Origin of the sequence: Flavobacterium sp. J372 (assembly GCF_024699965.1) — a bacterium.
GTDB lineage: Bacteria > Bacteroidota > Bacteroidia > Flavobacteriales > Flavobacteriaceae > Flavobacterium.
This window is the reverse complement of record NZ_JAJOMZ010000004.1, coordinates 1,112,823-1,134,435: the sequence shown is the minus strand read 5'-3', so window position 1 is coordinate 1,134,435 and position 21,613 is coordinate 1,112,823. Positions and strand designations below refer to the sequence as shown.

Genomic DNA, 21,613 nt, shown 5'->3' with positions numbered 1-21,613 from the left:
TTAAAATTAACTAACTTGTTTTTTTACGTTTTGACCTTTTCTCCGTTTTTACATCTGAAGAATTATTTTTTACTGCCTCGGGGTCGGGTGTGCTCTTTACATGGTCTTGCGTTTTAAGCACATCTTTACGTGGCTGGGCGCCGTCCATTTCCATTCGCTGCTGTGAATTTTGCGGAATCTGGTTCTGCATGTTGGCATCTGCATTGGCCTTTTTTTCTTCAGGGGTTACCTGTGGCGAAGGCGGCGTTGGGGCCACCGGTGGCGTTTTTGGTTCTGTTTGTGCTGAAGCTATGCCGAAAGCCAGCATTGCAATAGCGGATAAGATTATCTTTTTCATGATTTTATATTTATCGTTATTAAAATTATGAGTGATTATGGGCTGCATGGCCGGCTTTATCGCCGTTGATGCCGCCTGTCTCTGCATTTATGCTCTCACGCTCGCGGGCTGATGCTGCATGGGTGATACCATCCCTTCCATTCTCTTCCATGCTTGAAACCATTTGTTTCTCCATAGTCGATGTTATGGCGCCGTCAGGCATGATGGCGTTTAATGAATTCTGAAGCTTGTTTTTGATGCCCGGCTGCACTTTTACATCGCCGTTCATCATGGCTTCATAGCCGCCTTTCGCTACTTCTGCCGGGTCGTATAGTTCTGTTTCTTTGTACGTTACCGTATTTTCGGCTTTGGCTTTGTGGAAGAAATCCGTATCGGTAGCGCCGGGCAGCAGTGCGGTCACTGTTACATTAGTTTCTTCAAGTTCATGCGATAATGCTTCCGAAAATGATAATACAAACGCCTTAGTTGCAGCGTAAACCGCCATGTAAGGAGTCGGGGCTTTGCTCAGTGATGAGGCCACCTGCAAAATACGCCCGCTGTTCCTCTCTGTCATTTCCTGAAGGTAGTATTTGGTCAGGCTCATAAGCGCCACGATGTTTAGCTGCACCAGGTCTATTTCGCGCTTCAGCTCTGTTTTATGAAAACGCCCCCACTCGCCCTGCCCGGCATCGTTTACTAAATATTCAATTGTAACACTCAGGCCTTTTACTTTATTATAAACCTCTTCGGCGGCTTCAGGCTTAAAAAGGTCGGCGGCAACAGTATGTACAGTTACTCCGTACTTTTCAAGGTCGGCCTTAGTCTGTTTCAGATTCTCTTCGTTACGGGCAACAAGCACAAGGTTAATATGGTCCTGAGCAAAAAGCTGTGCCAGTTCATAACCTATTCCGCTTGTTCCACCTGTTATCAATGCAAATTTCTGGTCGTTCATGGTTGTTGTTTTTAGTTTGGATTTTATTTATTCTCGTTTACATTTACTTTTTCAAGCGGAATCATTGCCGGGCCTTCCAGCACCTGCCCGTTGGTATCAAAACGCGAGGCATGGCAGGGGCAGTCCCAGGTTTTCTCTGCGCCGTTCCAGTGTACTACACAATACAGGTGGGTACATATTGCTGAGCAGGCCTTAACCCCTTCAGCAGATTTGTACACCGCAACCTTTTTGCCGTCAACCTCAACTACCTTACCCTCGCCTTCAGGTATCTCGCCAATTTTACTGTCGGCAAACAGCACATAATCTTTGAAAACCTCTGCGGCGTTGATTGCATTTTCTTTAATGAATTTACCTGCGGCTTTCATTGGGTTGTGTCGCGATGCATCAAACAATTTGGTATATGCAGTTTCTTTGCCCTGCAATAAATCTCTTATTATGATAGCCGATAACGCACCGTAGGTAAGCCCGTCTGTAGAAAAGCCAGTTGCCACAAACACATTTGAGCCTGAACTGCGGCGGCCTATGTATGGCAAGGCATCGGCCGGCTTGTAGTTCTGGCCTCCCCACCATTGCACAATCTCGGCAATGTCAAACCTTTCCCTCAAAAACTTTTCAAGGTTTGCAATGTTTTCCTGGTTGTTTTCTTTTTGACCTACCTGGTGCGGCTGGCCTACGCATACAATGTATTTTTCGCCATTATGCTCATAGGAGCGTACCGAATAGCGTTCGTTTATATTATAGTAGCCCCAGAAAATACCATCAGGATAATCGCCGCTCGCAAGCTTTGCCGCAACGCCATACTCACGATAAGTCCCTAATAATGAATGGAAATCAAGGAAAACCCCTTTTGGCGTATGGGTGGCATGCACCACATATTTTGCAGTTACGGTTCCGCCTTCGGTTTTGACGATGGCTTTTTCCTTATCAGAATCTGTATCAATATCAGTCACGGCGCTGTCTTCATAAATACTGCAGCCTGCACCGTTTATTGCTTCGGCCAGCTGCTGTACAAAACGCAGCGGGTTAAACTGCGCCTGACCGTCAATCTTCATACCTTTTACAACCGGGAAGGGCAGATCGCCCGGCAATACTTCGCTAATCGGCAGACCGGCTTCAAGTCCTGCTTTCATACCTTTTTCAACCTGGCTTTTATTTTCTTCATTGGCCGAATACAAATACCAAGCCCTCCTCTTAAAATCACAATCAATGCTGTATTGGTCAACAGCATCCTCTATCAGCTGTACACCTGCCAAACGGGCCTCATATACAGTACGCAGCGTTTCAGTATCATATTTGCTTTGTATCACATCAAAACCTTCTTCAACAGAACCGTAGAGGTTTCCGGTACTGTGGCCGGTGCTGCCCGCGCCAACTTTCATTGCCTCAAGCACAATTACATTAAAACCCGCATTTTTTAACAACATGGCTGTAACCACACCTGTAATGCCGCAGCCTACAACAACTACATCTGCCGTGGCGCTGCCGGTAAATTGGCTAAAAGATGAGCCTGATGAATAACTGCGCCATATAGATTTTGAAATGCCTTGCGGTGTGTTGCTGCCTGTTTCCATGTAGTATGTTTTTGATATCAACAAGTTAGGGAGATAAAAGCCGCTGTCCTGTTAAGTGCGCGTTAATCAGGCGTTAAAACTGGCCCGGTGCATTTAAGGTTAGCCTAACTTTATAAATATGAAAGCGTATGCCAACATAAAAGGTGACAGCGGCGTAACGGGCTATGAGATTATTGCAGATGCCATTTTGGTAGAATTCGGGCACAGCGCTATATATAAGTATTCTTATAAAAGTGCAGGTAAGGCTGTAGTTGAAAAAATGAAAGCGCTGGCAGCTAAAGGACGCGGGCTCAGCACCTACATAAGCCAGAAAGTTAAAGATAAATATGAAGCTAAAATAAAGTAAGATGATAGACGTGATAAAAGATGTGCCGGCGAACGTGGCGGGTTTCAGGGCCAGTGGCGAAGTGACTGCTGATGACTACAAGAACGTTATGGAGCCGCATGTAAAGCAGCTGGTAGAAAAAACCGGTGAGCTCAACTTTCTGTACATGGTTGATACCGATGTAGCCAACTTTACTGCAGGCGCGTGGCTGCGTGACGTGCTGCTGGGCATAAAGCAGCTGGCAAAATGGCGGCGGGGTGCTATAGTTACGCACCAGGAAGGGGCGATAAAGTTTACCGACGCGTTCAGCATAATTGCTCCGGGAGAATTTAAAGGCTTCCATCCGGAAGAATATAACGAAGCCGTGGGGTGGGTTTCAGGAAATTCCGAAGCATAATGGACTGGATAGAGATACTTGGCCTTGCAGCGGCTTTTTTTACTACGGTGGCAAATATTCCGCAAACCATTAAGGTGTTGAAAACACGGTCTACCAAAAGCCTGTCTGTTGTTGCCTATGCCATACTTTTCACAGGGCTTGTTACCTGGACTGTCTATGGTATTTTGCAGGAAGACCTCCCCGTCATTCTCGGCAATATAGTTGCTGCCGTTTTATGCGGAATAATCCTTACGGTTAAGATTATTGGCATGGTACGGGGCGATAAAAAGGAGTAAGCCAAATGTTATTTTATTGCTAAAGCAGGTACAGGCTGGCAAAGTAAAGAGGTAACTTTAATATTGAATTAAAATATAAAACCATGAACACACAATCAATAACCAAAGTAATAGCATTCGCATCTATCGTGGCGGGCATAAACATGCTAAGCTCTTGCGACAGCTGCAACCGTAAAGAAGAAAGCTATGACAGCACTGTGGAAACCACTACGGAAACAGATACCACTACAACTATCGCAGGCGATACAACAGCTTATGACCAGGCTGATGCAACAGGTACTACCGGAACCGGCACAGGCCCTGCAACCGGGCGTACAACAACAGGGACTGCCGGTACAGGTGCTGCCGGAAGTACCGCCGGCGGAAGTTCAGCTGCCAACGAAACCCCCTCTACCACAAGCAGGGTAGCATCGGGCAGCGGCGCATCATCTCCGGCATATGACCGTAGTAACGACCCTATTGAGAATACAAATACCCCTGCACGTGTAAAAGGCCGCGCTGTTGACCCGGGTGGTACAGCGGGCACAGGCGGCGGTACGGGCACAGGCAGCACTGGCAACAACAGCCGTGTAAGCAAGAAGTCAGACCAGGTGGATTAAGTTTAGCGATTAGCCAAAAGTCACAAGCCACGAGCCAAAAGCAACTATTAACTCAACACCTAAGACCTAAATACTTAATACCATAATTATGAAAAAAATACAGATTTTATTTGCAGTAATCCTCACGGCAGGAATGTTAAGTTTTACATCATGCAACAGAGATACCGGGCGTACCAATGAATCCGGATCTGCTGCCGGTGTTGAAGCGAACGGACAGATTAACGGCAGTGATGCACCTGACGCCAATGCTGAAAGCGGCGCTGCAGCCGGAGAAAAAGTAAATGAAGACGGCTCTGCCAACGACACAGTGCAGCCCCAAGGCGCTGCTAATATGAGTGCGCCTGCAGGCGGAGCGCCGATGAGCAAAGAGTAACAAGCCATAAGGCACAAGCCACTGGTCAAATTCCAAATGACAAATTCCAAACGCGGGATTCGTGTTGAACTCGTAGACTCGCAATTTTAAACCTTAAACTTTAAACAAAATGAATTCAGATAACCCCGGACAAGGAAACCGCGGCGGGCAGGAATATGGCGAGGAAAACTTCCATAAAAGTGGCCGCAACCAAGATAGCCAAAGGCATGAAACAACTCCTGAAGAAGAAAAGATGAAACAGGCGCACCATGAGGCGCAGGAAGATGAAGATAAGTTTAGTCCCGGTGAGGACGAAGACTATGATGCAGAAGATTTTTCTACAGACTGATAATTAAACACTACCACACCTATGGCTTCACCCAGTATTGTTGAGTGCAGCAAACTCATTGCTAAGAACAACCTGAAGATTGCTTTTGCCGAAAGCGCCACTGCCGGTTGGCTTGCCTCTGAATTTTCATTAACGGAAGATTCCGGCAAGATACTGCTGGGCGGCATAGTTTGCTATGACGCTACCACAAAGCAGGACATATTGGGCATTCCTGAAGAACTGATTGAGCAATGCACACCCGAGTCTGCCGAGGTGACAAAAGCGATAGCCGACGCCTTGCCAAAGCTTTTTGGCTGCGATATTGCTGTTGGCGTTACAGGGCTTACCACACCCGGCGGCAGTGAAACCGAAGATAAGCCGGTTGGCACCATGTTCATCCACATTAATATGCCGCACAGCAGGTATATGGCCCACCGTGAAGTTTTTGAAGGAAAACCGGAAGAAATAATTAAAAAAACCATACGCCGTGTAGGCACACTGCTTACAGAAATGGTTGAAAAACACCAGGAGTCATGAATGCAGCAGGACGAATTTTACTCGCAACAGCTATAGGCACATCATTTATGACGCTGTATAGCTATTGGCAGTCAAAGAAGCAAAAGCAGGAATTTACAGAACCCGTTTTGCTCAACGAGCTGTCAGACAGGTCTCCTGAACTTCCGGAAGTTAATGATACTGATGACGACCCTGTGGGCTGGACAACGCACTACGCCGTAGGATTATTATTTGTAGTCAGCTACTACATTTTATGGAAGAGGTCGCTCACGCATCCTACTATATTAAAAGGACTAACTATAGGTGCAGCCAGCGGAGTTATAGCCATAGCAGCGTGGAAAATAATGTTTGCCACAAACCCCAACCCGCCAAAGAATGACCGTGAGGGGTATTACAGGCAGCTGTTTATAGCACATCTTATTTTCTCTACAACTGCATTATACGGGTATAAGCTTCCTGACTATATAAAACGCATTTCTTAATATGGAGCACTTGCATACAATCACGCATATCGAAATCCCTGCGCCTGACTTTACTACAGCGGTGGAATTCTATACCAATGTGTTTAACTGGGAAGTAGAGCTGGTAACGGTTGATCATTACGCTTTCTTCAGGATTGGCAATACAGGCAGCGGCGGTGGGCTTGATGCATCACTAATGCCCGCACCGGAGAAAACCGGCCCACAGCTGGTGATTGATACCGATGATATTAAGCCTATGCTTACGAAAATTGAGGAGAACGGCGGTATAATAATCCAGGATAAAACGGAGATACCCGGTGGCCATGGCTACTATGCCGTATTTAAAGACCCAAACGGGAATTATTTGCAGCTGCATTCTCGATAATTCGACAACTTCGATATTTTGACTCTTCGATTTTTAGACTTCTTCGACTTTTTCGAACAGATAGTAACTAATATTTAAAAGCTTAAAAAATAAACCTTGCCAGACTTCAAATCTGCAGGTTGTTTTAGTAATCAATCGAAGCTGTCGAATTATCGAAAAATCGAACCTTGTCGTCTTACGTAAATATCGTCCTTGTTTCCTGGCTGATTGGTTCTGGTGTGCCGGTTTCCATAAAACGCTTAAAGCCCATAATGTCTTTACGAACCATTTTTTCAAAATATGGGTTCAATAGCTTGCCTATTTCTTCACCGGCCACGCCTAGCGGTGCGTGGTAAGAAAACACAATATGTACCAGCGTACCCAGTTCTCCTGCATCCTTAAACGTTACTTTACCCGCATTTTTCACAAAAGAGCCCGGCAGGCTTTGCCATCCTATAAAACGGTAAGGCTCCTCCTTCACTATTTCGGCTTCCCAGGTTACGGTGCCTAGTCCTGCAGGAAGCTTTGCTTTCCATTCGCTGCGAATTTCGCTTAGTACCGTCACGCTTTCCAGATGATCCATAAACAACGGAAGGTTACCTAAATGCCTCCAGAAAGTGTAAACCTCCTCAACCGGTCGTTTTACAATAAGGCGTGTGTGTATGTTGATGTTTGAATCTGCCGGCTTCTCCGCACGGTGCATCATTTTATTACCGTAATAATGTCCCGGACAAAAACCCGATGCTCCCCTGGCAATCATGAATCCGCCCGCAATAGCTTCGGGCACACTCCTGCTTTTTTTAAAAGCATGGTACAGCAGGTAAGCGCCGCCAAAAATAGATACCGCCCTTTCAAGGCCGCCAATGTTTTTATCGATTACAGGGAGTTTTACGTCAGGAAATTTCATCGTAATGGGTTTTAGGTGCTCGGTTTGGGTTTTAAGTTCCAATCATAAAAATAAGAAAGGTTTTTGTGCTGATAAGTTGTTTTAACAATACCTTATAAACAATAAGCCCCATTTTGAATGGGGCTAAGCAATAGAATATATAATAATGATGATTACGGCCTTGTAGGGTTACCGCTGCCTGATGTACCTGTAGGGTTGTTAGTACCGCTGCGGTTTGAGCCTCGGCTGTTATTGTTATTGGTGCCATTTGTTGTAGGCGATGTACTGTTTGGAGTTGTAGATTGCGTTGTAGTTGTAGTACCCGATTTGGTTGTTGATGACTTTCTGGTATCTGTATTTGTACGGGGCTGCGTAGTAGTGCTGCGCTGGTTGGTAGTGGTACGATCCTGGGTTGTGGTAGTCGTTGAGCGCGGTTGGGCAGTTGTTTTATTTACGCTTCCATCGGTTCTCAAATCAGGGGTTACAGGAGTTTCAGGTGTTCGCACCATCGTGCCACGCGTTGTGTCTGTTTGTGCTGAAGCAAGGCCAAAAGCCAATAGTGCTGCCAGCGTTAAAAATGATTTTTTCATAACTTACAGTATTTAGTTTACCGTAAAGTTATTTCGCCTTTACCCAGCGTAAAGCCTCGTTATACAATTATTAACCAAGTTTTAACCGCACATTGGCTAGCCTTGCCAAAATGCGGTTAAACACCTAATAATTTATTGGTTTAGAACCTATTATCGCCATCAAGCATCCTGCCAAGGCCGCCCAGTATGCTGCCCTCGCCCCTGTCCTGCCCGCCACCTTGCGGTGCAGCAGCATATATCCTTCCGGCCAGCCTGCTAAAAGGCAATGACTGTATGTACACCACGCCCGGTCCCCGCAATGTGGCATAGAAAAGCCCTTCGCCGCCGAAGATGGTATTACGTATACCGCCTACAAACTCAATGTCATAATCTACCGTTGGTGAGAATCCCACGATACAACCGGTATCAACTTTAAGAACATCGCCTGCCGAAAGTTCTTTGCGCGCCAGGGTCCCCGCCGGCATGTACAAAAGCCAGACCGTCACCTTCAAGCTTTTGCATGATAAAGCCTTCACCACCGAAAAGCCCGCGGCCAAGCTTACGCGAAAACTCGATACCCACTGTAACGCCTTTTGCGGCGCATAAAAAAGAATCTTTCTGGCATATAAATCTTCCGCCAAAGTCAGTAAGGTCAATGGGCACAATTTTTCCCGGATATGGAGATGCAAAACTTACCTTCCGCTTGCCGTGCCACTGGTTGAGGAACACGGTCATAAAGAGGCTCTCACCTGTAAGCAGCCTTTTGCCTGCTGAGAACAGTTTACCCATGATACCCTCGTTCTGGTTGCTGCCATCCCCAAATATTGTCTGCATCTGTATTCCTGTGTCCATCATCATAAAGCTTCCGGCTTCGGCCACAACGGCTTCCTGCGGGTCAAGATCAATTTCTACATATTGCATTTCTTCCCCGTAAATGGTGTAGTCTATTTCGTGTGCGGTCATAATTAGATTTTTAGATTGTTCGACTTTTGATTGAAAAGATGAATATACTAAAAATTATCTTCTGCCAACCTGCAATACAATTTCTTGCCCACTCCATACTAAAACCGTTAATTCGCTGTTTTAATAGGGCATTACCTACCATTAACCAACAAACCAGATATGCACAAAATACTTACCTTACTATTGCTGCTTGCATTTTCTGCGGCCGGCTACTCGCAAACCATTACGCTTAAAGGTAAAGTTACCGATACACATAACACTCCGCTGGAAGCTGCTACGGTTTACCTTACATCTATCAAAGACTCGACCGTAGTAGATTATACTATTTCAGATAAAAATGGCGTGTGGACGCTTAGAACACGTAAAATTAGTCAGCCGGTTTTCCTTAAGGTGTCATTCATCGGCCTGGCAGATTATAAGCAGCAGGTGGATGAATTAAACACTGACCGCGACTTTGGCACACTTAAACTTGACGATAAAGCAACCGAACTTAATGAAGTGGTTGTAAAAGGCGAAATACCGCCGATACGCGTAAAGAAAGACACGCTGGAGTTTAATGCCTCTTCGTTTAAAGTACGCCCTGATGCCAATGTGGAAACGCTGCTGAAACAGCTGCCGGGTGTAGATATTGATGAAGAAGGAAAAATTACGGTTAACGGTAAGGAAGTGAACCAGATACTTGTGAATGGCAAACCTTTTTTTGATAAAGACGGTAAGATTGCCCTGCAAAACCTGCCTGCCGAAATTATTGATAAGGTGCAGGTAAGCGATACTAAGACAAAAAAGGAAGAACTGAGCGGCGAGGCTGCATCGGGCAATAACTCAAGCATAAACCTAACCATACAGGAAGATAAAAACAAAGGCTTCTTTGGGCGTGTAACCGGTGGGTACGGAAGTGATAACCGGTATGAGAGCAGCCTTTTGCTAAACTATTTTAAAGACAAACGGAAGATAAGTTTTCTCGGCTCATCAAACAATATCAACAGTACAGGCTTCTCTATGAATGAGATTTTTGACAACATGCGTGGCGGCCGTAACCAGTCTATTTACATAAGTGATGACGGGAGCTTTGGCATAAATGGTATGAACTTCGGAGGCGGACGCGGCATAACGCGTTCACACATGCTGGGCGTTAACTATGCAGATGAGTGGTTTAAAGGCGTAGAGCCAAGCTTCAACTATTTCTTTACGGCAGCCGACACAGAAAATGAAAACCGCACCCGCGAAGAAAACCTCATACCTGCCACGGCAAATACTGAAGCGCGCACCCTGATAAGGAACGCTTTCAGCAATACTGACAATGAAAGGTTTGCCCATAGCGCCAATGGGGACTTTGAGATTAAAATAGATTCTACTTCAAACGTTTATTTTGCACCAAGGTTTTCGCGCTCAAACTCGAAATTTAAAAGCATTTCCGGCCAAAATACGGTTGACCAGAATAACATCCTTCAAAACGAAAGTAATGCCGACAGCTTTAACGAGACCGATAATACATCATTTACAGGCAACCTTGAATATTTTAAAAGCCTGAAACGTAAGGGACGCTCTGTAAGCGTGTCGCTCAACAATGAAAACAGGCTTGATGACAGCCGCAACCGAAGCCGCATAAACAGCTTTTTTTATGAAGACAGCAATAATGACGGTATTACTGATGTGACCAGTGATATACGGAATCAGTTATTGAAAAACCACAACAGCACCGATATGTATGAAGTGGCGGCCGAGTACAGTGAACCTATAACCGACTCACTGCGCTTTACCGTTGAGGGGAAATACCGCTGGGAAAAAGATGTGCAGAACCGTGATGCTTTTGATTACAGCGGCTTTACCAATGATTATACATTTGCTAATGATGAGCTGTCTTACTACATGGCGTCAACCACCAGGAGTTTTACCCCTACAGTCGGGATACGCTATAATAAAAGCAAATACAATATCAGTTTTACAGGCGGTACACGTATAGCTGATTTCAGCAATTACGGTACGCAGCTAGGCGAGGTGTATGATTTTAGCCGTAAATATGTGCTGCCTGCTATAGGCGCCAACTTTTCATACAACGTTTCAAAATCGGCACATTTCTATTCAAACTACATGTACAGGGTAGATTTCCCGCAGCCTTACCATGTGCTGCCCATTGAAGACAGGAGCAATCCGCTAAACTTTACTGTTGGAAACCCTGACCTTGACCCTAATAAATACCACACGGTATATATAGGCTTAAACAACTACGATTTCCCAACACGTACCGGTTATAACTTTTATGCAGGGGGCGACTACAGGGATAGTGAGATTGCGAGCGTGACCCGCATTGCTGATGGCGCACGTTATTATACTACATATACAAACGTAAGCGGCACCTACCAGGGCTGGGCGGGCGGCAGCTATAGCAAGAGCTACAAAAAAGAAGCGCACAGCTTTAAGGCCAACATAGGCTTCAATACCAATTTCAGCAAAAGCAAAGGTTTCACCAATGCGCAGCCTTATGAAGCCACAACCATTAGTGCCGGGCCGCGTATAAACCTTAACTATGACTATGGTGAACTGGTATCAATTATCCCTACTTACGCATTTTCTTATAGCGAAACTAATTTTGAAAATTACATTATAGACAAGACATCATATGTTGTACACAGGGCTGGGCTGCAAACTACTACCTACTGGCCTAAGCATGTGGTTTTTGGCAATGACTTTAACTACCAGTACAACTCACAGCTGAGTGAAGGTTTCCGGAAAGATTTCTTTTTGTGGAATACAAGCCTGGGGTATAACTTTATGAACGACAGGCTGCTGTTTAAAGTAAAGGTATATGATGTGCTTAACCAGAATCTTGGCACGATGCGTACGGTAACACCAACCAGCATACGCGATGAGCAGAACAACGTACTGAAACGTTACGTTATGTTCTCACTCACTTTTAAACTGTCAAAATTTGGCGGAAAAGAAACTAAAGATGAGGGCGGTTTCTGGTGGTGGTAAAAAAACAAAACCCGCTTTTATCAGCGGGTTTTTTGTTTGACACTGATTTTCTTCAAGTCAACTTTGCTGACTGCTTCGATCATTTGCATCCTGTAATGCTCAACATCAGAATACTTGATTCTTGGCGATGCACCTTCCAGGAATTTTTTCACAATTTCATTGTATTCAATCATTTTCTCGAAAGCAGTCTGAAGCAATTCATCATGCATATCGTATGTCATACTTAAAATTACGACTATATATGTAGTACAGTTGCTAAGGGTTCGTTAAAAAAATAACAAGATGATTCTTATGGGTTTATGCAGCAGAATGACAGGATAGGAAAAAAATAAAAAGCCCCATATTGCTATGGAGCTTTTCTTAGTAGCGGGAACAGGACTCGAACCTGTGTCCGCCGCGGCGGATATGAGCCTTGATTTATAAATTAGCAATTAAGTTTTTTACGAATTCTCTCCCCACCCCGCTTTTAAGATAGCTTTCTCGCTTTATAGCATAAGACTTAGAGTTATAAAACTCGACATAAATTACTATCCAAGGCCTAAACCTTACTGTATATCTCTTGTTGCGAGCAGGTTGTGCGATTTAAACCTGTCTATCAAAGCCGAAGTGTAACCTACATATGATTTTTGGTGCTTTTCAGAATACAAAATATATACAACAAATTCATCCACCTGAAATATAGCTCTTAATAAAGTCAGTGTAAACAAAAAAGAGAACCAATGGTTCTCTTTTATTAGTAGCGGGAACAGGACTCGAACCTGTGACCTTCGGGTTATGAGCCCGACGAGCTGCCTACTGCTCTATCCCGCGCTGTGAGTGCAAATATACAACGGATATTTGGAACTGCAAGCATTACATGCAAAAATATTTTTATTTAAAACTTAACTATTATTTATCTTCAATACAAATACTATAATCGTAAAAAACTTATATTTGTTAAAATAATCATAAATCACCCCTTAAATCTTACCACTATGTTTACATCTCAAGACATTATTGACAGCATTAACCGCTATCTGGCTATTGTTAAAGACCCTAAAGCGTTACAGACTTGTTTTTCACAAGGAAATTACTTTTACTACGATTATAAATCAGTAGCCAACAAGCATAGCCATATACATGCTTACCCCGGCATTTATAAGGATCAATTGTACTTTTTTATGGTACCTGAACAATATGATAATCCTCAATCTGTAGATATACTTTGGGAGCACACACAGTGCTGCCTAGTTGAAGGTAGTGAAAAAGGGCCTGTAGAACCCGGCGACCCGGGTTCACACCGCATACCTGACAATGTAGCCCTTGAAAGAATTATCGCCTGGGAAGACAATTATATGCAATGGATACCTGAACAGGTTAACTCTGAAAACGGAATGTTTCAGGCCTTTAATATTTCAACCGCGGATTTTGAAAGTGAGGATGATGCCATCTTCCTTGGGCTAAGACAAGTGTTGGGTAATACCACAGGCTTTGTAGCCGATCTTATTGTAGCCAACAATGACCAGGCCGCCCAGGCAATGGTTTTTGATGATTTTATTAAACCTGTACCTCCGTACGGTACTCCTGCACTCCAGGAAAAATTTTATCTTCTTAGTATCTAGATGGATAACATCGAATGGCTTGGTGCGATTACTTGGCTTTCACCAATTACAACTTGTATCGCAACCATTATTGGATTTAGGGCGTTTAGATCCTTAAATATCGTCTCTAAGGGCATTACTATTTATCTATCAGCAATGATGGCTATAGCAATAATAACCGAAATATTTTATATCCTTCGTATAAATAACCATTTTATATTACCAATTTATTGCCTGATTGAACTTATATTATTTACCTATTTCTATAATAAATATCTATTGAATAAAAGATATAAGCTCTTAATGTTTGCTAATATTCTTGGTGTAGGGTACATATTGTGGGATATTTTTACATTTAGCTTTACGACCGTCAATGAATTTCAAAGCTATGCGAAAGTGTTTGACAACTTCGGAATTATACTTTTAGCGCTGACATATTGCTATGAGAAACTTGACCAGCCCAACGTATCTAAGTGGAAAAATTTCAGATTAAATATTGTTATAGCCGTTTTCTTCACCATTAATCTTATATTCTTCCTGCCTTACAATTTTATAATAAATAATAATGCAGGCATACAGTTTTATTTCTGGTTCGGAATTGCAATTACAACAATTATTTTCTACATATATCTTACCACACTAGTAATCCAGGACTCCAGAAAAAATAGCGCCAGTAAAAAACTGCATCAGGCAGCATAAAGCAAAATAGGTATTTTTGTAACGAAGATTACCAACCAATGGAAAAGTGGCAGGACCCTAAAATAATAGCGTTATGGATAGCTATCATCATTATTTTGATAGCTACTATTATGGGTTTTGTGGTAAAGATTCTGCACGCGGGGTACAAGCGTATGGCTGAAGCTGCCGTGCGTGAGGCCAATCTGAAATTGGAACACCAGAAAATGCTATTGCAAACCAGCCTTGAAACCCAGGAAAAAGAACGCAACCGCATAGCTGCCGACCTGCATGACGGGCTTATAGGGAAGCTTACCGTAGTCCGCCTTAAAAGCCAGATAGGCGCTGAAAGTACAGAGCTTGATTCATTGATTAGCGAGAGCATTGCCGAAGCCCGCCGCATATCGCATGACCTTACACCCCCTATGCTGGCGTTTTCAACTCCGGCTGAGATTATAAGCAATGTAGTGCTACCATGGCAGCAAAAGCTTGAAGTTATTTATGATGCGGATATCCGCACTGCAACAGATACTACACCCGAGGTAAAGATACAGCTGGTACGTATAGTACAGGAAATCATCACCAATATTGTGAAACATGCCGAAGCTACTGCCGTGTATGTGAGATTCAGGTATAGCGATACAGGCTTTGCGCTTTTGGTCAAAGACAACGGCAAAGGCTTCGATACGGCGATTCTTAAACATGGCTTAGGGCCTTAATAGCCTAGAAATTCGTGTGCAATACCTCGATGGGAGGTTTAAAATAAAATCGGCACCCGGCAAAGGCACAGGTATTTTAATAACGGCTCCCCTAAAACCCGCAACCTATGGAAAAGATTAAATTAGCCATTACTGATGATGATAACCTGATTGTAGGCCTGCTGCAGGGTTATCTGCAAAGCATAGGCAACCTTGATGTGATTTTTACTGCAGGCGGTGGCCATGAACTGTTAGATAAGCTCTCTGCTTCTGACACTTTACCTGACGTGTTGCTGCTCGATCTGCGCATGGACGGCATGGACGGCATTGAGGTTTCGGAAAAGCTTAAGATAAATTATCCATCAATAAAAATTATTGTAGTCTCCTCACATTACCAAACATCGTTTATGGGCTTTATGCTTAAAACAGGTGTAGCAGCATTTTTACCAAAAGGCATCTCCCCTGCCGACCTGCTTGATGTGATAAAAACTGTTTATGCGCAGGGCTATTATTTCAGGGATGACCAACTGGCTGCCCTTCGCGGGCAGATAACAGGGAAAGCTCCGAAACCTGCGCTGCATGAAGAAGAGATGCTTACCGACCGTGAGATTGAAGTGCTAAAACTGATATGCCAGCAAAAAACCGGTAAAGAAATAGCTGATATACTTAATATGTCTCCCCGCACCGCCGATGGCCACCGTAATACACTATTTGTAAAAACCGGCGCCAAAAATATTGCAGGCCTTGTAATTTACGCCCTACAGCAGCAAATAGTGCATATAGATGAGCTTCCTGTAATGTAGTTGTATCTCTGTAAAAATACCTGTAGGTTAAAATTCCGTAATTCTATCCTGTTCCTGTTTATGCTGTTGCCGCATCTTTGCTGTGTAGTTTCATAGCAATTACCGGCAACACTACACCTTACGTTTCCCCCTAAAGATGCATTTTCACAGTGCTGCCGGTTTTTTCTCTTATATCTTGTGTGTGTAACACGGGTAGTTTTTTATAAAATAGATGTGTGGAAAGTGGGTTTGGTCGCCCACTTTTCTTTTTTATAAGGTTACCTCAAAATAAACTCCTACTTTTATGGCATTAATAACAAACAACATGAAAAAAGCAACATTATTATTCTTACTTGTAGGCGCCACAGCATTAGCCCAAAGCGTTACCATAAAAATGGGTTATAAGCCCAATACCACCTACAGGCAAACCCAAGACCAAAAAGTAACAACTGAAATTTCGTATGGCGAAGGTATGGAGCCTATGAAACAGGACGGGGCTACCAAAACTACATCTGTTACAAAAACAGGTAAACTTACCAATAACATTATACCTTTTACTACCGAACTTGAGCTTGATGCAGAAAGTGCAGCTGCGGCACAAATACCCAAAGGCACAAAACTTTATGGTAAGACTGACGTGAACGGTGTTCCTAAATTTGATTCGATACATGCGCCGGGCATGAACCCGCAGATAAAAGATATGCTTGTGAAAATGATGCAGAGCAATCTGTCACAAAGCATCATTCCACAAAAGACTGTAAAAGTTGGCGAAAGCTTTGTTGTTGACACTCCGTTTGAGCTCCCTATGGGGCCGGTGACTATGAACATGCAAAATAAAACAACATATAAGCTTATAAAGATTGAAGGCAAGAAAGCGCATTTCGACCTTAGCTCTGTTTACACACTTACTACAAAAGTTGAAGGTCAGGACATGAAAGGCAGCGGTACTGCAATGGGTAGTATGATTTATGATACAGATGCCGGTTATCCTACGCAAATGAATACAATTACTGATATGACAATGGCTTTTAAAGCCCAAGGCATGGACATGAACCTGAAAACAAAAGTTGACCTGAAACAAACTACTGAAGTTACGCCTGCAAAGTAACTTTGTGGTAATAAAATTAAAAAAGAGGCTTTAGGGCCTCTTTTATTTTTTGACTACTTCTGCCTGAAATAGATATCTATCGGCACCCCATTAAAATCATATATCTCACGCATCTTATTTTCAAGAAAACGCTTGTACGGTTCCTTTACATATTGTGGAAGGTTACAGAAGAACACAAACTGCGGTGTAGGCGTTGGCAGCTGCATACAGAACTTTATTTTCACATACTTGCCTTTAAGCGCCGGCGGTGGCATATTCTCTATAATCGGCAGCATGGTTTCATTAAGCTTTGATGTAGGTATGCGCTGCTTCCTGCTTTCAAAAACATGCACTGATGTTTCAAGAGCTTTGAGCAAACGTTGCTTGGTTAGTGCAGAAACAAATAGGATAGGAACATCTGTAAATGGCTGAAGTTCCTCTCGTATCTTACGCTCATAGTCGCGTGTACTCATAGTGTCTTTTTCAACAAGGTCCCATTTGTTCACTAAGATTACTATGCCCTTGCGGTTCTTTTCAGCAAGCCAAAAGATGCTTTGGTCCTGCCCTTCAAAACCGCGGGTAGCGTCAATAACTAATATACAGATGTCGCTATGCTCAATAGCACGAACCGAGCGCATAACAGAATAAAATTCAAGGTCTTCCTTTACCTTTGCCTTACGGCGGATACCCGCAGTATCTACAAGGTTGAATTCAAACCCGAAACGGTTGTATTTTGTATCAATCGCATCGCGTGTTGTTCCGGCAATGTCAGTAACTATATACCTGTCTTCACCAATAAGAGCATTAATGAATGATGACTTCCCGGCATTTGGCCTTCCAACAACTGCAAAACGCGGAAGTGTTTCAGCGTTTTCATCAGCTTCAGGTAGTTCAGGCAGCACTTTTACAAGCTCATCAAGCAGTTCGCCTGTGCCAGAGCCATTCATACCTGCAATTGTAAAATATTCGCCCAGGCCTAGGTTATAGAACTCCACAGCGTCTTTTTCACGCATAGAGTTGTCTACTTTGTTTACTGCCAGCAACACCGGTTTTGTTACCTTACGCAACAATTTGGCTACTTCCTCGTCCATAGGCGTGATGCCTTCTTCTACATCAACCACAAAAATTATGGCATCAGCCTCATCAATAGCAAGTTCCACCTGGCGGCGTATCTCAGCTTCAAAAATATCATCAGATCCCTTTATATACCCGCCCGTATCAATAACTGAAAACTCTTTGCCGTTCCATTCGCTCTTTCCATAGTTCCTGTCGCGGGTCACCCCGCTCACAGAATCTACAATAGCTTCCCTGCGCTGTATCAGCCTGTTAAAAAAAGTGGACTTACCCACATTTGGCCTTCCTACAATGGCTACGATGTTATTCATTGGTGTAATTTAAATTTTTGCAAAAGTACTCTTTTAAGTTGTAAAGTTGAAAGTTTAAAAGTTGTAAAGTTCTCGTGGCAACTTTCAAACTTTCAACATTCTAACTTTTAAACTATTTTTGGTTATACCCAAACCTCCTAAGCTGGTAGTTGTTGCTGCGCCAGTCTTTATTGACTTTTACGAACAATTCAATATGTATCTGCTTACCGAAAAATTTCTCCAAAACTTCACGGGCCTGTATGCCGACTTTCTTGATGGCAGCGCCTTTATGGCCTATGATAATACCTTTCTGTGTATCACGCTCTACCATTATAACAGATTTTATGCGGATGATATCTTCCTCTTCCAGAAACTCTTCCGTTTCAACCTCAACAGCATAAGGTATCTCCTTATCATAATTGTCGAGTATCCTCTCGCGTATGGCTTCGTTCACAAAAAAACGCTCCGGCTTATCAGTTAACGCATCTTTAGGGTAATACGGTGGTGAGGCAGGCAGCAATTCAAGAATACGGTTGAACACATTAGCAACATTGAAATTTTCAAGTGCAGATATAGGATAAATTTCAGCATTCGGCACCTTTTCCTTCCACAACGCCATCTGCTCTTCAAGCTGCTCCTGGGTAGATTTGTCTATCTTATTCAGAAGCACTAATACCGGAATTTTTGCCTTGATAATCTTATTGAAGAACGCTTCATCCTTCAGTTCTTTCTCACCTATTTCAACCATATAAATTAGCACATCAGCATCTTCAAAGGCCGATTTCACAAAGTCCATCATGCTTGACTGAAGCTCGTATGCCGGTTTAATTATCCCCGGGGTATCACTCAACACCACCTGGAAATCATCTCCGTTTACAATGCCCAGAATACGGTGGCGTGTGGTCTGCGCTTTTGATGTGATGATAGAAAGACGCTCACCAACAAAGGCATTCATAAGTGTGCTTTTACCCACATTCGGGTTACCTATAATATTTACAAAACCTGCTTTATGCTCCATAAACTTAAATCTTTAAAATGAAAAAGGCTTTCCGTGGAGGAAAGCCTGCTTTTACTGGCAATTGCCACTTTAGCAGTGGGCAAAGTTACCATTATAAATCGTGGTATGCAATGTTTAGAAGCTGTAGCCTACTTTAAGCCCTGCACGGAAAGCCCATTCTTCAACATTTTTATTGTCGATATCGCCTTTACCTTTTATCTCTAACTTCCACATTGTACCAATGAACGGATCAATAGAGAAGCCACCAAATTGTATTTTGTAACCTAGTTCAGGCGCAAAGAATGAAAAATAGCTATAGGTGCCGTCAAAACCATTTTCGTCAAACTTAATATTTCCGTAAGAAAGGAAATTGGAATAATAGAATCCGTTGTGAACATCATTAAAATAAGTACGGCTACCCAGTTCAATTACGAAACCGCTGCCGTCGGTCGAAAAGCCCTTTTCTTCATAATCCATCAAGCCGTAGCCTACATTTACTACATGCGATGACGCATACTTGCCCTTAACATCTTTTTTATGCTCATACTGAATACCAATCTGGCTGGGCTCCGAATATTGGAAATTTGCCGAGAACTGGTGCTTTTTACTAACCGATGATTCCGTTTGTTCAGTTTCCTGAGCAAATGCAAATGATGCTGCTAAAATAGCAGCCAGAGTAAAGATTTTTTTCATTGTGTAAAGTTTTATTGGTTAAAAGTTATTGTGATTATGCAAAACAATAAATATGCCAAAACACTTACCAGCTGCCCGATGCCCCGCCGCCGCCGAAGCCACCGCCTCCGAATCCGCCACCAAAGCCGCCGCCACTGCTTCCGCCTCCCCCAAAACCACCGAAGCTTCCACCTGAACTACGACCCAGGCTTGATAAAATAAGTATATCGGCAAGGTCAAAACCTCCACCTCGATTACCGCGGTTACCGCCTCCACGGCCTCTGGATATTACTATGATAATTATGATAATTAAAATTATAAAGGGTAATACACTAAATATCCCATCCTTATTACCGGACCGGCGCAGATTTTTACGCTCTTCTTTATACTCTCCGTTTAGCGCCTTTATAATGCCAGTTGTACCGTCATCTATTCCTTGATAAAAATTGCCTGCCTTAAATGCCGGAATTATCTGCTCGTCAATAATACGGTTTGATAAGGCATCTGTTAACCTATGCTCAGTACCATACCCGGTTGCTATAGCAACCTTCCTGTCATCTTTAGCTATGAGCAGCAAAACGCCGTTGTCTTTATCCCCCTGCCCAATACCCCATGCATGTGCCAGGTCAACTTTATAGCTGTCAATATCATCGCCACCGGTATTCGGAACAACTACAACAACTATTTGTGTACTTGTTGAGTCTGCATACCTTATAAGTTTTTGTTCAATTTCCCGCTTTTGTGCGTCGTTTAAAAGCTGCGTGTCAATTTCGTAATAGCTTGTTTGTAATGAAGGTTTAGGCGGAATTTTCTGCGCAAAACCAGAAACAACTGTAAGAAGAAGACTTATAGCAAAGAATTTATTCAATAATTGTTTCATCAGCTTCTCGAGATTTCATTAGGCAATTCATCCTTATCATCATCTGCATACGGGAAATATTTCTTTAGGCGTTCACCGGCGCGGAGAATCCCTGCAACAAGACCTTCTTTGAATGCACCCGATTTAAAGTGGCCTATAACAACATCTTTTGTGCAGTCCCAAAAGTCCGCTTCAACAACCTTATCTATCCCCTCATCCCCAATAATGGCGAACGTATGGTCGTGTACGCCAACATAAAAGAGCACCCCGTTCCTCGCCGAAGTTTTATCCATCCCTAAAAGATGAAAAACCTCCTGTGCCCTTTCGAGCGGAGGTTTTTCTGTATGGTCTTCAATATGCACCCTTATCTCACCCGAAGTGTTTTTTTCAGCCAATGTAATGGCATTAACTATCTCCTGCTGTTCTTCAGGTGTGAGAAACTCTTTGGTTGCTGACATCTATTTAAAATTAAATTCTACCTCAGGGGCTTTTTCGGCGCCTTCTTCAGCCTTGAAACGGGCCATTTTTTCGAATCCGAAAAGTCCCGCGAAAATGTTGCTTGGGAAACTTTCGGTTTTAACTTCGTATTTGCTGGCAGCTTCGTTATAGCGATTTCTTTCAACGTTAATCCTGTTTTCTGTACCTTCCAACTGAGACTGCAGGTCACGGAAGTTTTGGTTTGCCTTCAGGTCAGGGTAACGTTCCACGCTAACCAATAGCCTTGACAATGCGCCTGACACACCTGCCTGTGCTTGTTGGAATTGTGCCAATTGTTCTGGGGTTATGTTTGATGGATCTACAGTTACTGCTGTAGCTTTAGATCTTGCTTCAATTACATCAGTCAACGTTCCTCTTTCAAAGTCTGCAGCACCCTGTACAGTTTTTACAAGGTTGCCTATAAGGTCATTACGCCTCTGGTAGCTGCTTTCAACGTTAGACCAGGCCGTCCTGGCTTCTGCCCTTACACCAACAAGGCTGTTATAAGATGATATTGCCAAAATAGCAAGTATAACAATTATCACTACCGGAATAATCCACTTTCTCATGTT

Annotated in this window: 29 protein-coding genes, 2 tRNA genes and 1 pseudogene; 15 read left to right on the top strand and 17 right to left on the bottom strand. The window is 43.3% G+C overall.

Features of this window, described 5'->3' with window-relative positions:
• Window positions 1-10 precede the first annotated feature (10 nt).
• Genes LRS05_RS05600 through LRS05_RS05590 form a run of 3 tightly spaced genes read right to left on the bottom strand, consistent with a single transcriptional unit; the run spans window position 11 to window position 2,839 of the window.
• The gene (locus tag LRS05_RS05600) at window positions 11-337 is read right to left on the bottom strand and encodes a hypothetical protein (protein WP_257867414.1); all 327 of its coding nucleotides are present in this window, start codon (window positions 335-337) and stop codon (window positions 11-13) included.
• A gap of 25 nt (window positions 338-362) precedes the next feature.
• Window positions 363-1,268 carry an SDR family oxidoreductase gene (locus LRS05_RS05595; RefSeq protein ID WP_257867413.1) on the bottom strand — a complete coding sequence of 302 codons (906 nt, stop codon included), beginning with the start codon at window positions 1,266-1,268 and terminating at the stop codon, window positions 363-365.
• Window positions 1,269-1,291: 23 nt separating this feature from the next.
• A complete protein-coding gene (locus LRS05_RS05590) occupies window positions 1,292-2,839 on the bottom strand; it encodes an FAD-dependent oxidoreductase (protein ID WP_257867412.1) in 1,548 nt (515 codons plus the stop codon).
• 118 nt (window positions 2,840-2,957) lie between these two features.
• Here LRS05_RS05590 and LRS05_RS05585 point away from each other — a divergent pair, with 118 nt between their 5' ends.
• The 9 genes from LRS05_RS05585 (at window position 2,958) to LRS05_RS05545 (ending at window position 6,477) form a co-directional block, all read left to right on the top strand.
• A complete protein-coding gene (locus LRS05_RS05585; RefSeq protein ID WP_257867411.1) occupies window positions 2,958-3,185 on the top strand; it encodes a hypothetical protein in 228 nt (75 codons plus the stop codon).
• Between the two features lies 1 nt (window position 3,186).
• Window positions 3,187-3,561 (top strand): STAS/SEC14 domain-containing protein, encoded by a 375-nt coding sequence (locus LRS05_RS05580; protein ID WP_257867410.1) that lies wholly within the window; start codon window positions 3,187-3,189, stop codon window positions 3,559-3,561.
• Complete coding sequence (locus LRS05_RS05575; RefSeq protein ID WP_257867409.1) at window positions 3,561-3,836, top strand: SemiSWEET family sugar transporter; 276 nt, start codon at window positions 3,561-3,563, stop codon at window positions 3,834-3,836. The genes LRS05_RS05580 and LRS05_RS05575 overlap by 1 nt, the downstream gene beginning before the upstream one ends.
• Before the next feature lie 83 nt (window positions 3,837-3,919).
• Window positions 3,920-4,435 (top strand): hypothetical protein, encoded by a 516-nt coding sequence (locus tag LRS05_RS05570; RefSeq protein ID WP_257867408.1) that lies wholly within the window; start codon window positions 3,920-3,922, stop codon window positions 4,433-4,435.
• An 88-nt stretch (window positions 4,436-4,523) separates the two neighbouring features.
• Window positions 4,524-4,808 (top strand): hypothetical protein, encoded by a 285-nt coding sequence (locus LRS05_RS05565; protein ID WP_257867407.1) that lies wholly within the window; start codon window positions 4,524-4,526, stop codon window positions 4,806-4,808.
• Window positions 4,809-4,917: 109 nt separating this feature from the next.
• A complete protein-coding gene (locus LRS05_RS05560; RefSeq protein WP_257867406.1) occupies window positions 4,918-5,136 on the top strand; it encodes a hypothetical protein in 219 nt (72 codons plus the stop codon).
• Window positions 5,137-5,157: 21 nt separating this feature from the next.
• Entirely contained in the window at window positions 5,158-5,652 is a 495-nt protein-coding gene (locus tag LRS05_RS05555; RefSeq protein ID WP_257867405.1) for a CinA family protein, read from the top strand.
• Window positions 5,649-6,113: a DUF2938 domain-containing protein gene (locus tag LRS05_RS05550; RefSeq protein WP_257867404.1), complete on the top strand. Its 465-nt coding sequence runs from the start codon at window positions 5,649-5,651 to the stop codon at window positions 6,111-6,113. Before LRS05_RS05555 ends, LRS05_RS05550 begins: the two co-directional genes overlap by 4 nt.
• Window position 6,114: 1 nt before the next feature.
• Window positions 6,115-6,477, top strand: a complete 363-nt coding sequence (locus LRS05_RS05545; RefSeq protein WP_257867403.1) for a VOC family protein — start codon at window positions 6,115-6,117, stop codon at window positions 6,475-6,477.
• A 175-nt stretch (window positions 6,478-6,652) separates the two neighbouring features.
• On the opposite strand, the gene LRS05_RS05540 is transcribed toward LRS05_RS05545, so the two are convergent.
• From LRS05_RS05540 to LRS05_RS05530, 3 genes and pseudogenes are all read right to left on the bottom strand, one after another.
• Complete coding sequence (locus LRS05_RS05540; protein WP_257867402.1) at window positions 6,653-7,363, bottom strand: SRPBCC family protein; 711 nt, start codon at window positions 7,361-7,363, stop codon at window positions 6,653-6,655.
• A 152-nt stretch (window positions 7,364-7,515) separates the two neighbouring features.
• Window positions 7,516-7,932, bottom strand: coding sequence for a hypothetical protein (locus tag LRS05_RS05535; protein WP_257867401.1), 417 nt, complete (start codon window positions 7,930-7,932; stop codon window positions 7,516-7,518).
• 140 nt (window positions 7,933-8,072) lie between these two features.
• Window positions 8,073-8,832: pseudogene (locus LRS05_RS05530) on the bottom strand (AIM24 family protein).
• Window positions 8,833-9,033: 201 nt separating this feature from the next.
• Between LRS05_RS05530 and LRS05_RS05525 the strand changes: the two are divergent.
• Window positions 9,034-11,850, top strand: coding sequence for an outer membrane beta-barrel protein (locus LRS05_RS05525; RefSeq protein ID WP_257867400.1), 2,817 nt, complete (start codon window positions 9,034-9,036; stop codon window positions 11,848-11,850).
• Between the two features lie 20 nt (window positions 11,851-11,870).
• On the opposite strand, the gene LRS05_RS05520 is transcribed toward LRS05_RS05525, so the two are convergent.
• The 5 genes from LRS05_RS05520 to LRS05_RS05505 all read right to left on the bottom strand — a co-directional run bounded on the left by LRS05_RS05520 (window position 11,871) and on the right by LRS05_RS05505 (window position 12,660).
• Window positions 11,871-12,071 (bottom strand): hypothetical protein, encoded by a 201-nt coding sequence (locus LRS05_RS05520; protein WP_257867399.1) that lies wholly within the window; start codon window positions 12,069-12,071, stop codon window positions 11,871-11,873.
• A 143-nt stretch (window positions 12,072-12,214) separates the two neighbouring features.
• Window positions 12,215-12,315: transfer RNA gene (locus LRS05_RS05515), tRNA-OTHER, on the bottom strand.
• Window positions 12,268-12,375 (bottom strand): hypothetical protein, encoded by a 108-nt coding sequence (locus tag LRS05_RS17620; RefSeq protein WP_374707788.1) that lies wholly within the window; start codon window positions 12,373-12,375, stop codon window positions 12,268-12,270. Before LRS05_RS17620 ends, LRS05_RS05515 begins: the two co-directional genes overlap by 48 nt.
• Window positions 12,376-12,395: 20 nt before the next feature.
• Window positions 12,396-12,521, bottom strand: a complete 126-nt coding sequence (locus LRS05_RS17615; RefSeq protein WP_374707758.1) for a GIY-YIG nuclease family protein — start codon at window positions 12,519-12,521, stop codon at window positions 12,396-12,398.
• Window positions 12,522-12,587: 66 nt separating this feature from the next.
• Window positions 12,588-12,660 (bottom strand) — tRNA-Met (locus LRS05_RS05505).
• A gap of 164 nt (window positions 12,661-12,824) precedes the next feature.
• On the opposite strand from LRS05_RS05505, the gene LRS05_RS05500 reads away from it, so the two are divergent.
• The 5 genes from LRS05_RS05500 to LRS05_RS05480 all read left to right on the top strand — a co-directional run bounded on the left by LRS05_RS05500 (window position 12,825) and on the right by LRS05_RS05480 (window position 16,693).
• Complete coding sequence (locus LRS05_RS05500; protein WP_257867398.1) at window positions 12,825-13,451, top strand: hypothetical protein; 627 nt, start codon at window positions 12,825-12,827, stop codon at window positions 13,449-13,451.
• Between the two features lie 282 nt (window positions 13,452-13,733).
• The gene (locus LRS05_RS05495; protein ID WP_257867397.1) at window positions 13,734-14,129 is read left to right on the top strand and encodes a hypothetical protein; all 396 of its coding nucleotides are present in this window, start codon (window positions 13,734-13,736) and stop codon (window positions 14,127-14,129) included.
• Between the two features lie 38 nt (window positions 14,130-14,167).
• The gene (locus LRS05_RS05490) at window positions 14,168-14,824 is read left to right on the top strand and encodes a sensor histidine kinase (RefSeq protein WP_257867396.1); all 657 of its coding nucleotides are present in this window, start codon (window positions 14,168-14,170) and stop codon (window positions 14,822-14,824) included.
• A gap of 107 nt (window positions 14,825-14,931) precedes the next feature.
• Complete coding sequence (locus LRS05_RS05485; RefSeq protein WP_257867395.1) at window positions 14,932-15,606, top strand: response regulator transcription factor; 675 nt, start codon at window positions 14,932-14,934, stop codon at window positions 15,604-15,606.
• A 283-nt stretch (window positions 15,607-15,889) separates the two neighbouring features.
• A complete protein-coding gene (locus LRS05_RS05480) occupies window positions 15,890-16,693 on the top strand; it encodes a hypothetical protein (RefSeq protein WP_257867394.1) in 804 nt (267 codons plus the stop codon).
• A 53-nt stretch (window positions 16,694-16,746) separates the two neighbouring features.
• Here LRS05_RS05480 and der read toward each other — a convergent pair whose 3' ends face one another.
• The 6 genes from der to LRS05_RS05450 all read right to left on the bottom strand — a co-directional run bounded on the left by der (window position 16,747) and on the right by LRS05_RS05450 (window position 21,610).
• A complete protein-coding gene (gene der / locus LRS05_RS05475) occupies window positions 16,747-18,057 on the bottom strand; it encodes a ribosome biogenesis GTPase Der (protein ID WP_257867393.1) in 1,311 nt (436 codons plus the stop codon).
• 112 nt (window positions 18,058-18,169) lie between these two features.
• A complete protein-coding gene (gene era, locus LRS05_RS05470; protein ID WP_257867392.1) occupies window positions 18,170-19,054 on the bottom strand; it encodes a GTPase Era in 885 nt (294 codons plus the stop codon).
• A gap of 114 nt (window positions 19,055-19,168) precedes the next feature.
• Window positions 19,169-19,726, bottom strand: coding sequence for a hypothetical protein (locus tag LRS05_RS05465; RefSeq protein ID WP_257867391.1), 558 nt, complete (start codon window positions 19,724-19,726; stop codon window positions 19,169-19,171).
• Window positions 19,727-19,790: 64 nt separating this feature from the next.
• Window positions 19,791-20,585 (bottom strand): YgcG family protein, encoded by a 795-nt coding sequence (locus LRS05_RS05460; protein WP_257867390.1) that lies wholly within the window; start codon window positions 20,583-20,585, stop codon window positions 19,791-19,793.
• Window positions 20,585-21,022 carry a TPM domain-containing protein gene (locus tag LRS05_RS05455; RefSeq protein ID WP_257867389.1) on the bottom strand — a complete coding sequence of 146 codons (438 nt, stop codon included), beginning with the start codon at window positions 21,020-21,022 and terminating at the stop codon, window positions 20,585-20,587. The genes LRS05_RS05460 and LRS05_RS05455 overlap by 1 nt, the downstream gene beginning before the upstream one ends.
• Window positions 21,023-21,610 carry a LemA family protein gene (locus tag LRS05_RS05450; protein ID WP_257867388.1) on the bottom strand — a complete coding sequence of 196 codons (588 nt, stop codon included), beginning with the start codon at window positions 21,608-21,610 and terminating at the stop codon, window positions 21,023-21,025.
• Between the last annotated feature and the right edge of the window lie 3 nt (window positions 21,611-21,613).

Excerpts from the sequence above, each read along its gene's own strand:
- LRS05_RS05600 (WP_257867414.1), bottom strand. The coding sequence starts at position 337 with ATGAAAAAGATAATCTTATCCGCTATTGCAATGCTGGCTTTCGGCATA.
- LRS05_RS05595 (WP_257867413.1), bottom strand. The coding sequence starts at position 1,268 with ATGAACGACCAGAAATTTGCATTGATAACAGGTGGAACAAGCGGAATA.
- LRS05_RS05590 (WP_257867412.1), bottom strand. The coding sequence starts at position 2,839 with ATGGAAACAGGCAGCAACACACCGCAAGGCATTTCAAAATCTATATGG.
- LRS05_RS05585 (WP_257867411.1), top strand. The coding sequence starts at position 2,958 with ATGAAAGCGTATGCCAACATAAAAGGTGACAGCGGCGTAACGGGCTAT.
- LRS05_RS05580 (WP_257867410.1), top strand. The coding sequence starts at position 3,187 with ATGATAGACGTGATAAAAGATGTGCCGGCGAACGTGGCGGGTTTCAGG.
- LRS05_RS05575 (WP_257867409.1), top strand. The coding sequence starts at position 3,561 with ATGGACTGGATAGAGATACTTGGCCTTGCAGCGGCTTTTTTTACTACG.
- LRS05_RS05570 (WP_257867408.1), top strand. The coding sequence starts at position 3,920 with ATGAACACACAATCAATAACCAAAGTAATAGCATTCGCATCTATCGTG.
- LRS05_RS05565 (WP_257867407.1), top strand. The coding sequence starts at position 4,524 with ATGAAAAAAATACAGATTTTATTTGCAGTAATCCTCACGGCAGGAATG.
- LRS05_RS05560 (WP_257867406.1), top strand. The coding sequence starts at position 4,918 with ATGAATTCAGATAACCCCGGACAAGGAAACCGCGGCGGGCAGGAATAT.
- LRS05_RS05555 (WP_257867405.1), top strand. The coding sequence starts at position 5,158 with ATGGCTTCACCCAGTATTGTTGAGTGCAGCAAACTCATTGCTAAGAAC.
- LRS05_RS05550 (WP_257867404.1), top strand. The coding sequence starts at position 5,649 with ATGAATGCAGCAGGACGAATTTTACTCGCAACAGCTATAGGCACATCA.
- LRS05_RS05545 (WP_257867403.1), top strand. The coding sequence starts at position 6,115 with ATGGAGCACTTGCATACAATCACGCATATCGAAATCCCTGCGCCTGAC.
- LRS05_RS05540 (WP_257867402.1), bottom strand. The coding sequence starts at position 7,363 with ATGAAATTTCCTGACGTAAAACTCCCTGTAATCGATAAAAACATTGGC.
- LRS05_RS05535 (WP_257867401.1), bottom strand. The coding sequence starts at position 7,932 with ATGAAAAAATCATTTTTAACGCTGGCAGCACTATTGGCTTTTGGCCTT.
- LRS05_RS05525 (WP_257867400.1), top strand. The coding sequence starts at position 9,034 with ATGCACAAAATACTTACCTTACTATTGCTGCTTGCATTTTCTGCGGCC.
- LRS05_RS05520 (WP_257867399.1), bottom strand. The coding sequence starts at position 12,071 with ATGACATACGATATGCATGATGAATTGCTTCAGACTGCTTTCGAGAAA.
- LRS05_RS05500 (WP_257867398.1), top strand. The coding sequence starts at position 12,825 with ATGTTTACATCTCAAGACATTATTGACAGCATTAACCGCTATCTGGCT.
- LRS05_RS05495 (WP_257867397.1), top strand. The coding sequence starts at position 13,734 with ATGTTTGCTAATATTCTTGGTGTAGGGTACATATTGTGGGATATTTTT.
- LRS05_RS05490 (WP_257867396.1), top strand. The coding sequence starts at position 14,168 with ATGGAAAAGTGGCAGGACCCTAAAATAATAGCGTTATGGATAGCTATC.
- LRS05_RS05485 (WP_257867395.1), top strand. The coding sequence starts at position 14,932 with ATGGAAAAGATTAAATTAGCCATTACTGATGATGATAACCTGATTGTA.
- LRS05_RS05480 (WP_257867394.1), top strand. The coding sequence starts at position 15,890 with ATGGCATTAATAACAAACAACATGAAAAAAGCAACATTATTATTCTTA.
- der (WP_257867393.1), bottom strand. The coding sequence starts at position 18,057 with ATGAATAACATCGTAGCCATTGTAGGAAGGCCAAATGTGGGTAAGTCC.
- era (WP_257867392.1), bottom strand. The coding sequence starts at position 19,054 with ATGGAGCATAAAGCAGGTTTTGTAAATATTATAGGTAACCCGAATGTG.
- LRS05_RS05465 (WP_257867391.1), bottom strand. The coding sequence starts at position 19,726 with ATGAAAAAAATCTTTACTCTGGCTGCTATTTTAGCAGCATCATTTGCA.
- LRS05_RS05460 (WP_257867390.1), bottom strand. The coding sequence starts at position 20,585 with ATGAAACAATTATTGAATAAATTCTTTGCTATAAGTCTTCTTCTTACA.
- LRS05_RS05455 (WP_257867389.1), bottom strand. The coding sequence starts at position 21,022 with ATGTCAGCAACCAAAGAGTTTCTCACACCTGAAGAACAGCAGGAGATA.
- LRS05_RS05450 (WP_257867388.1), bottom strand. The coding sequence starts at position 21,610 with ATGAGAAAGTGGATTATTCCGGTAGTGATAATTGTTATACTTGCTATT.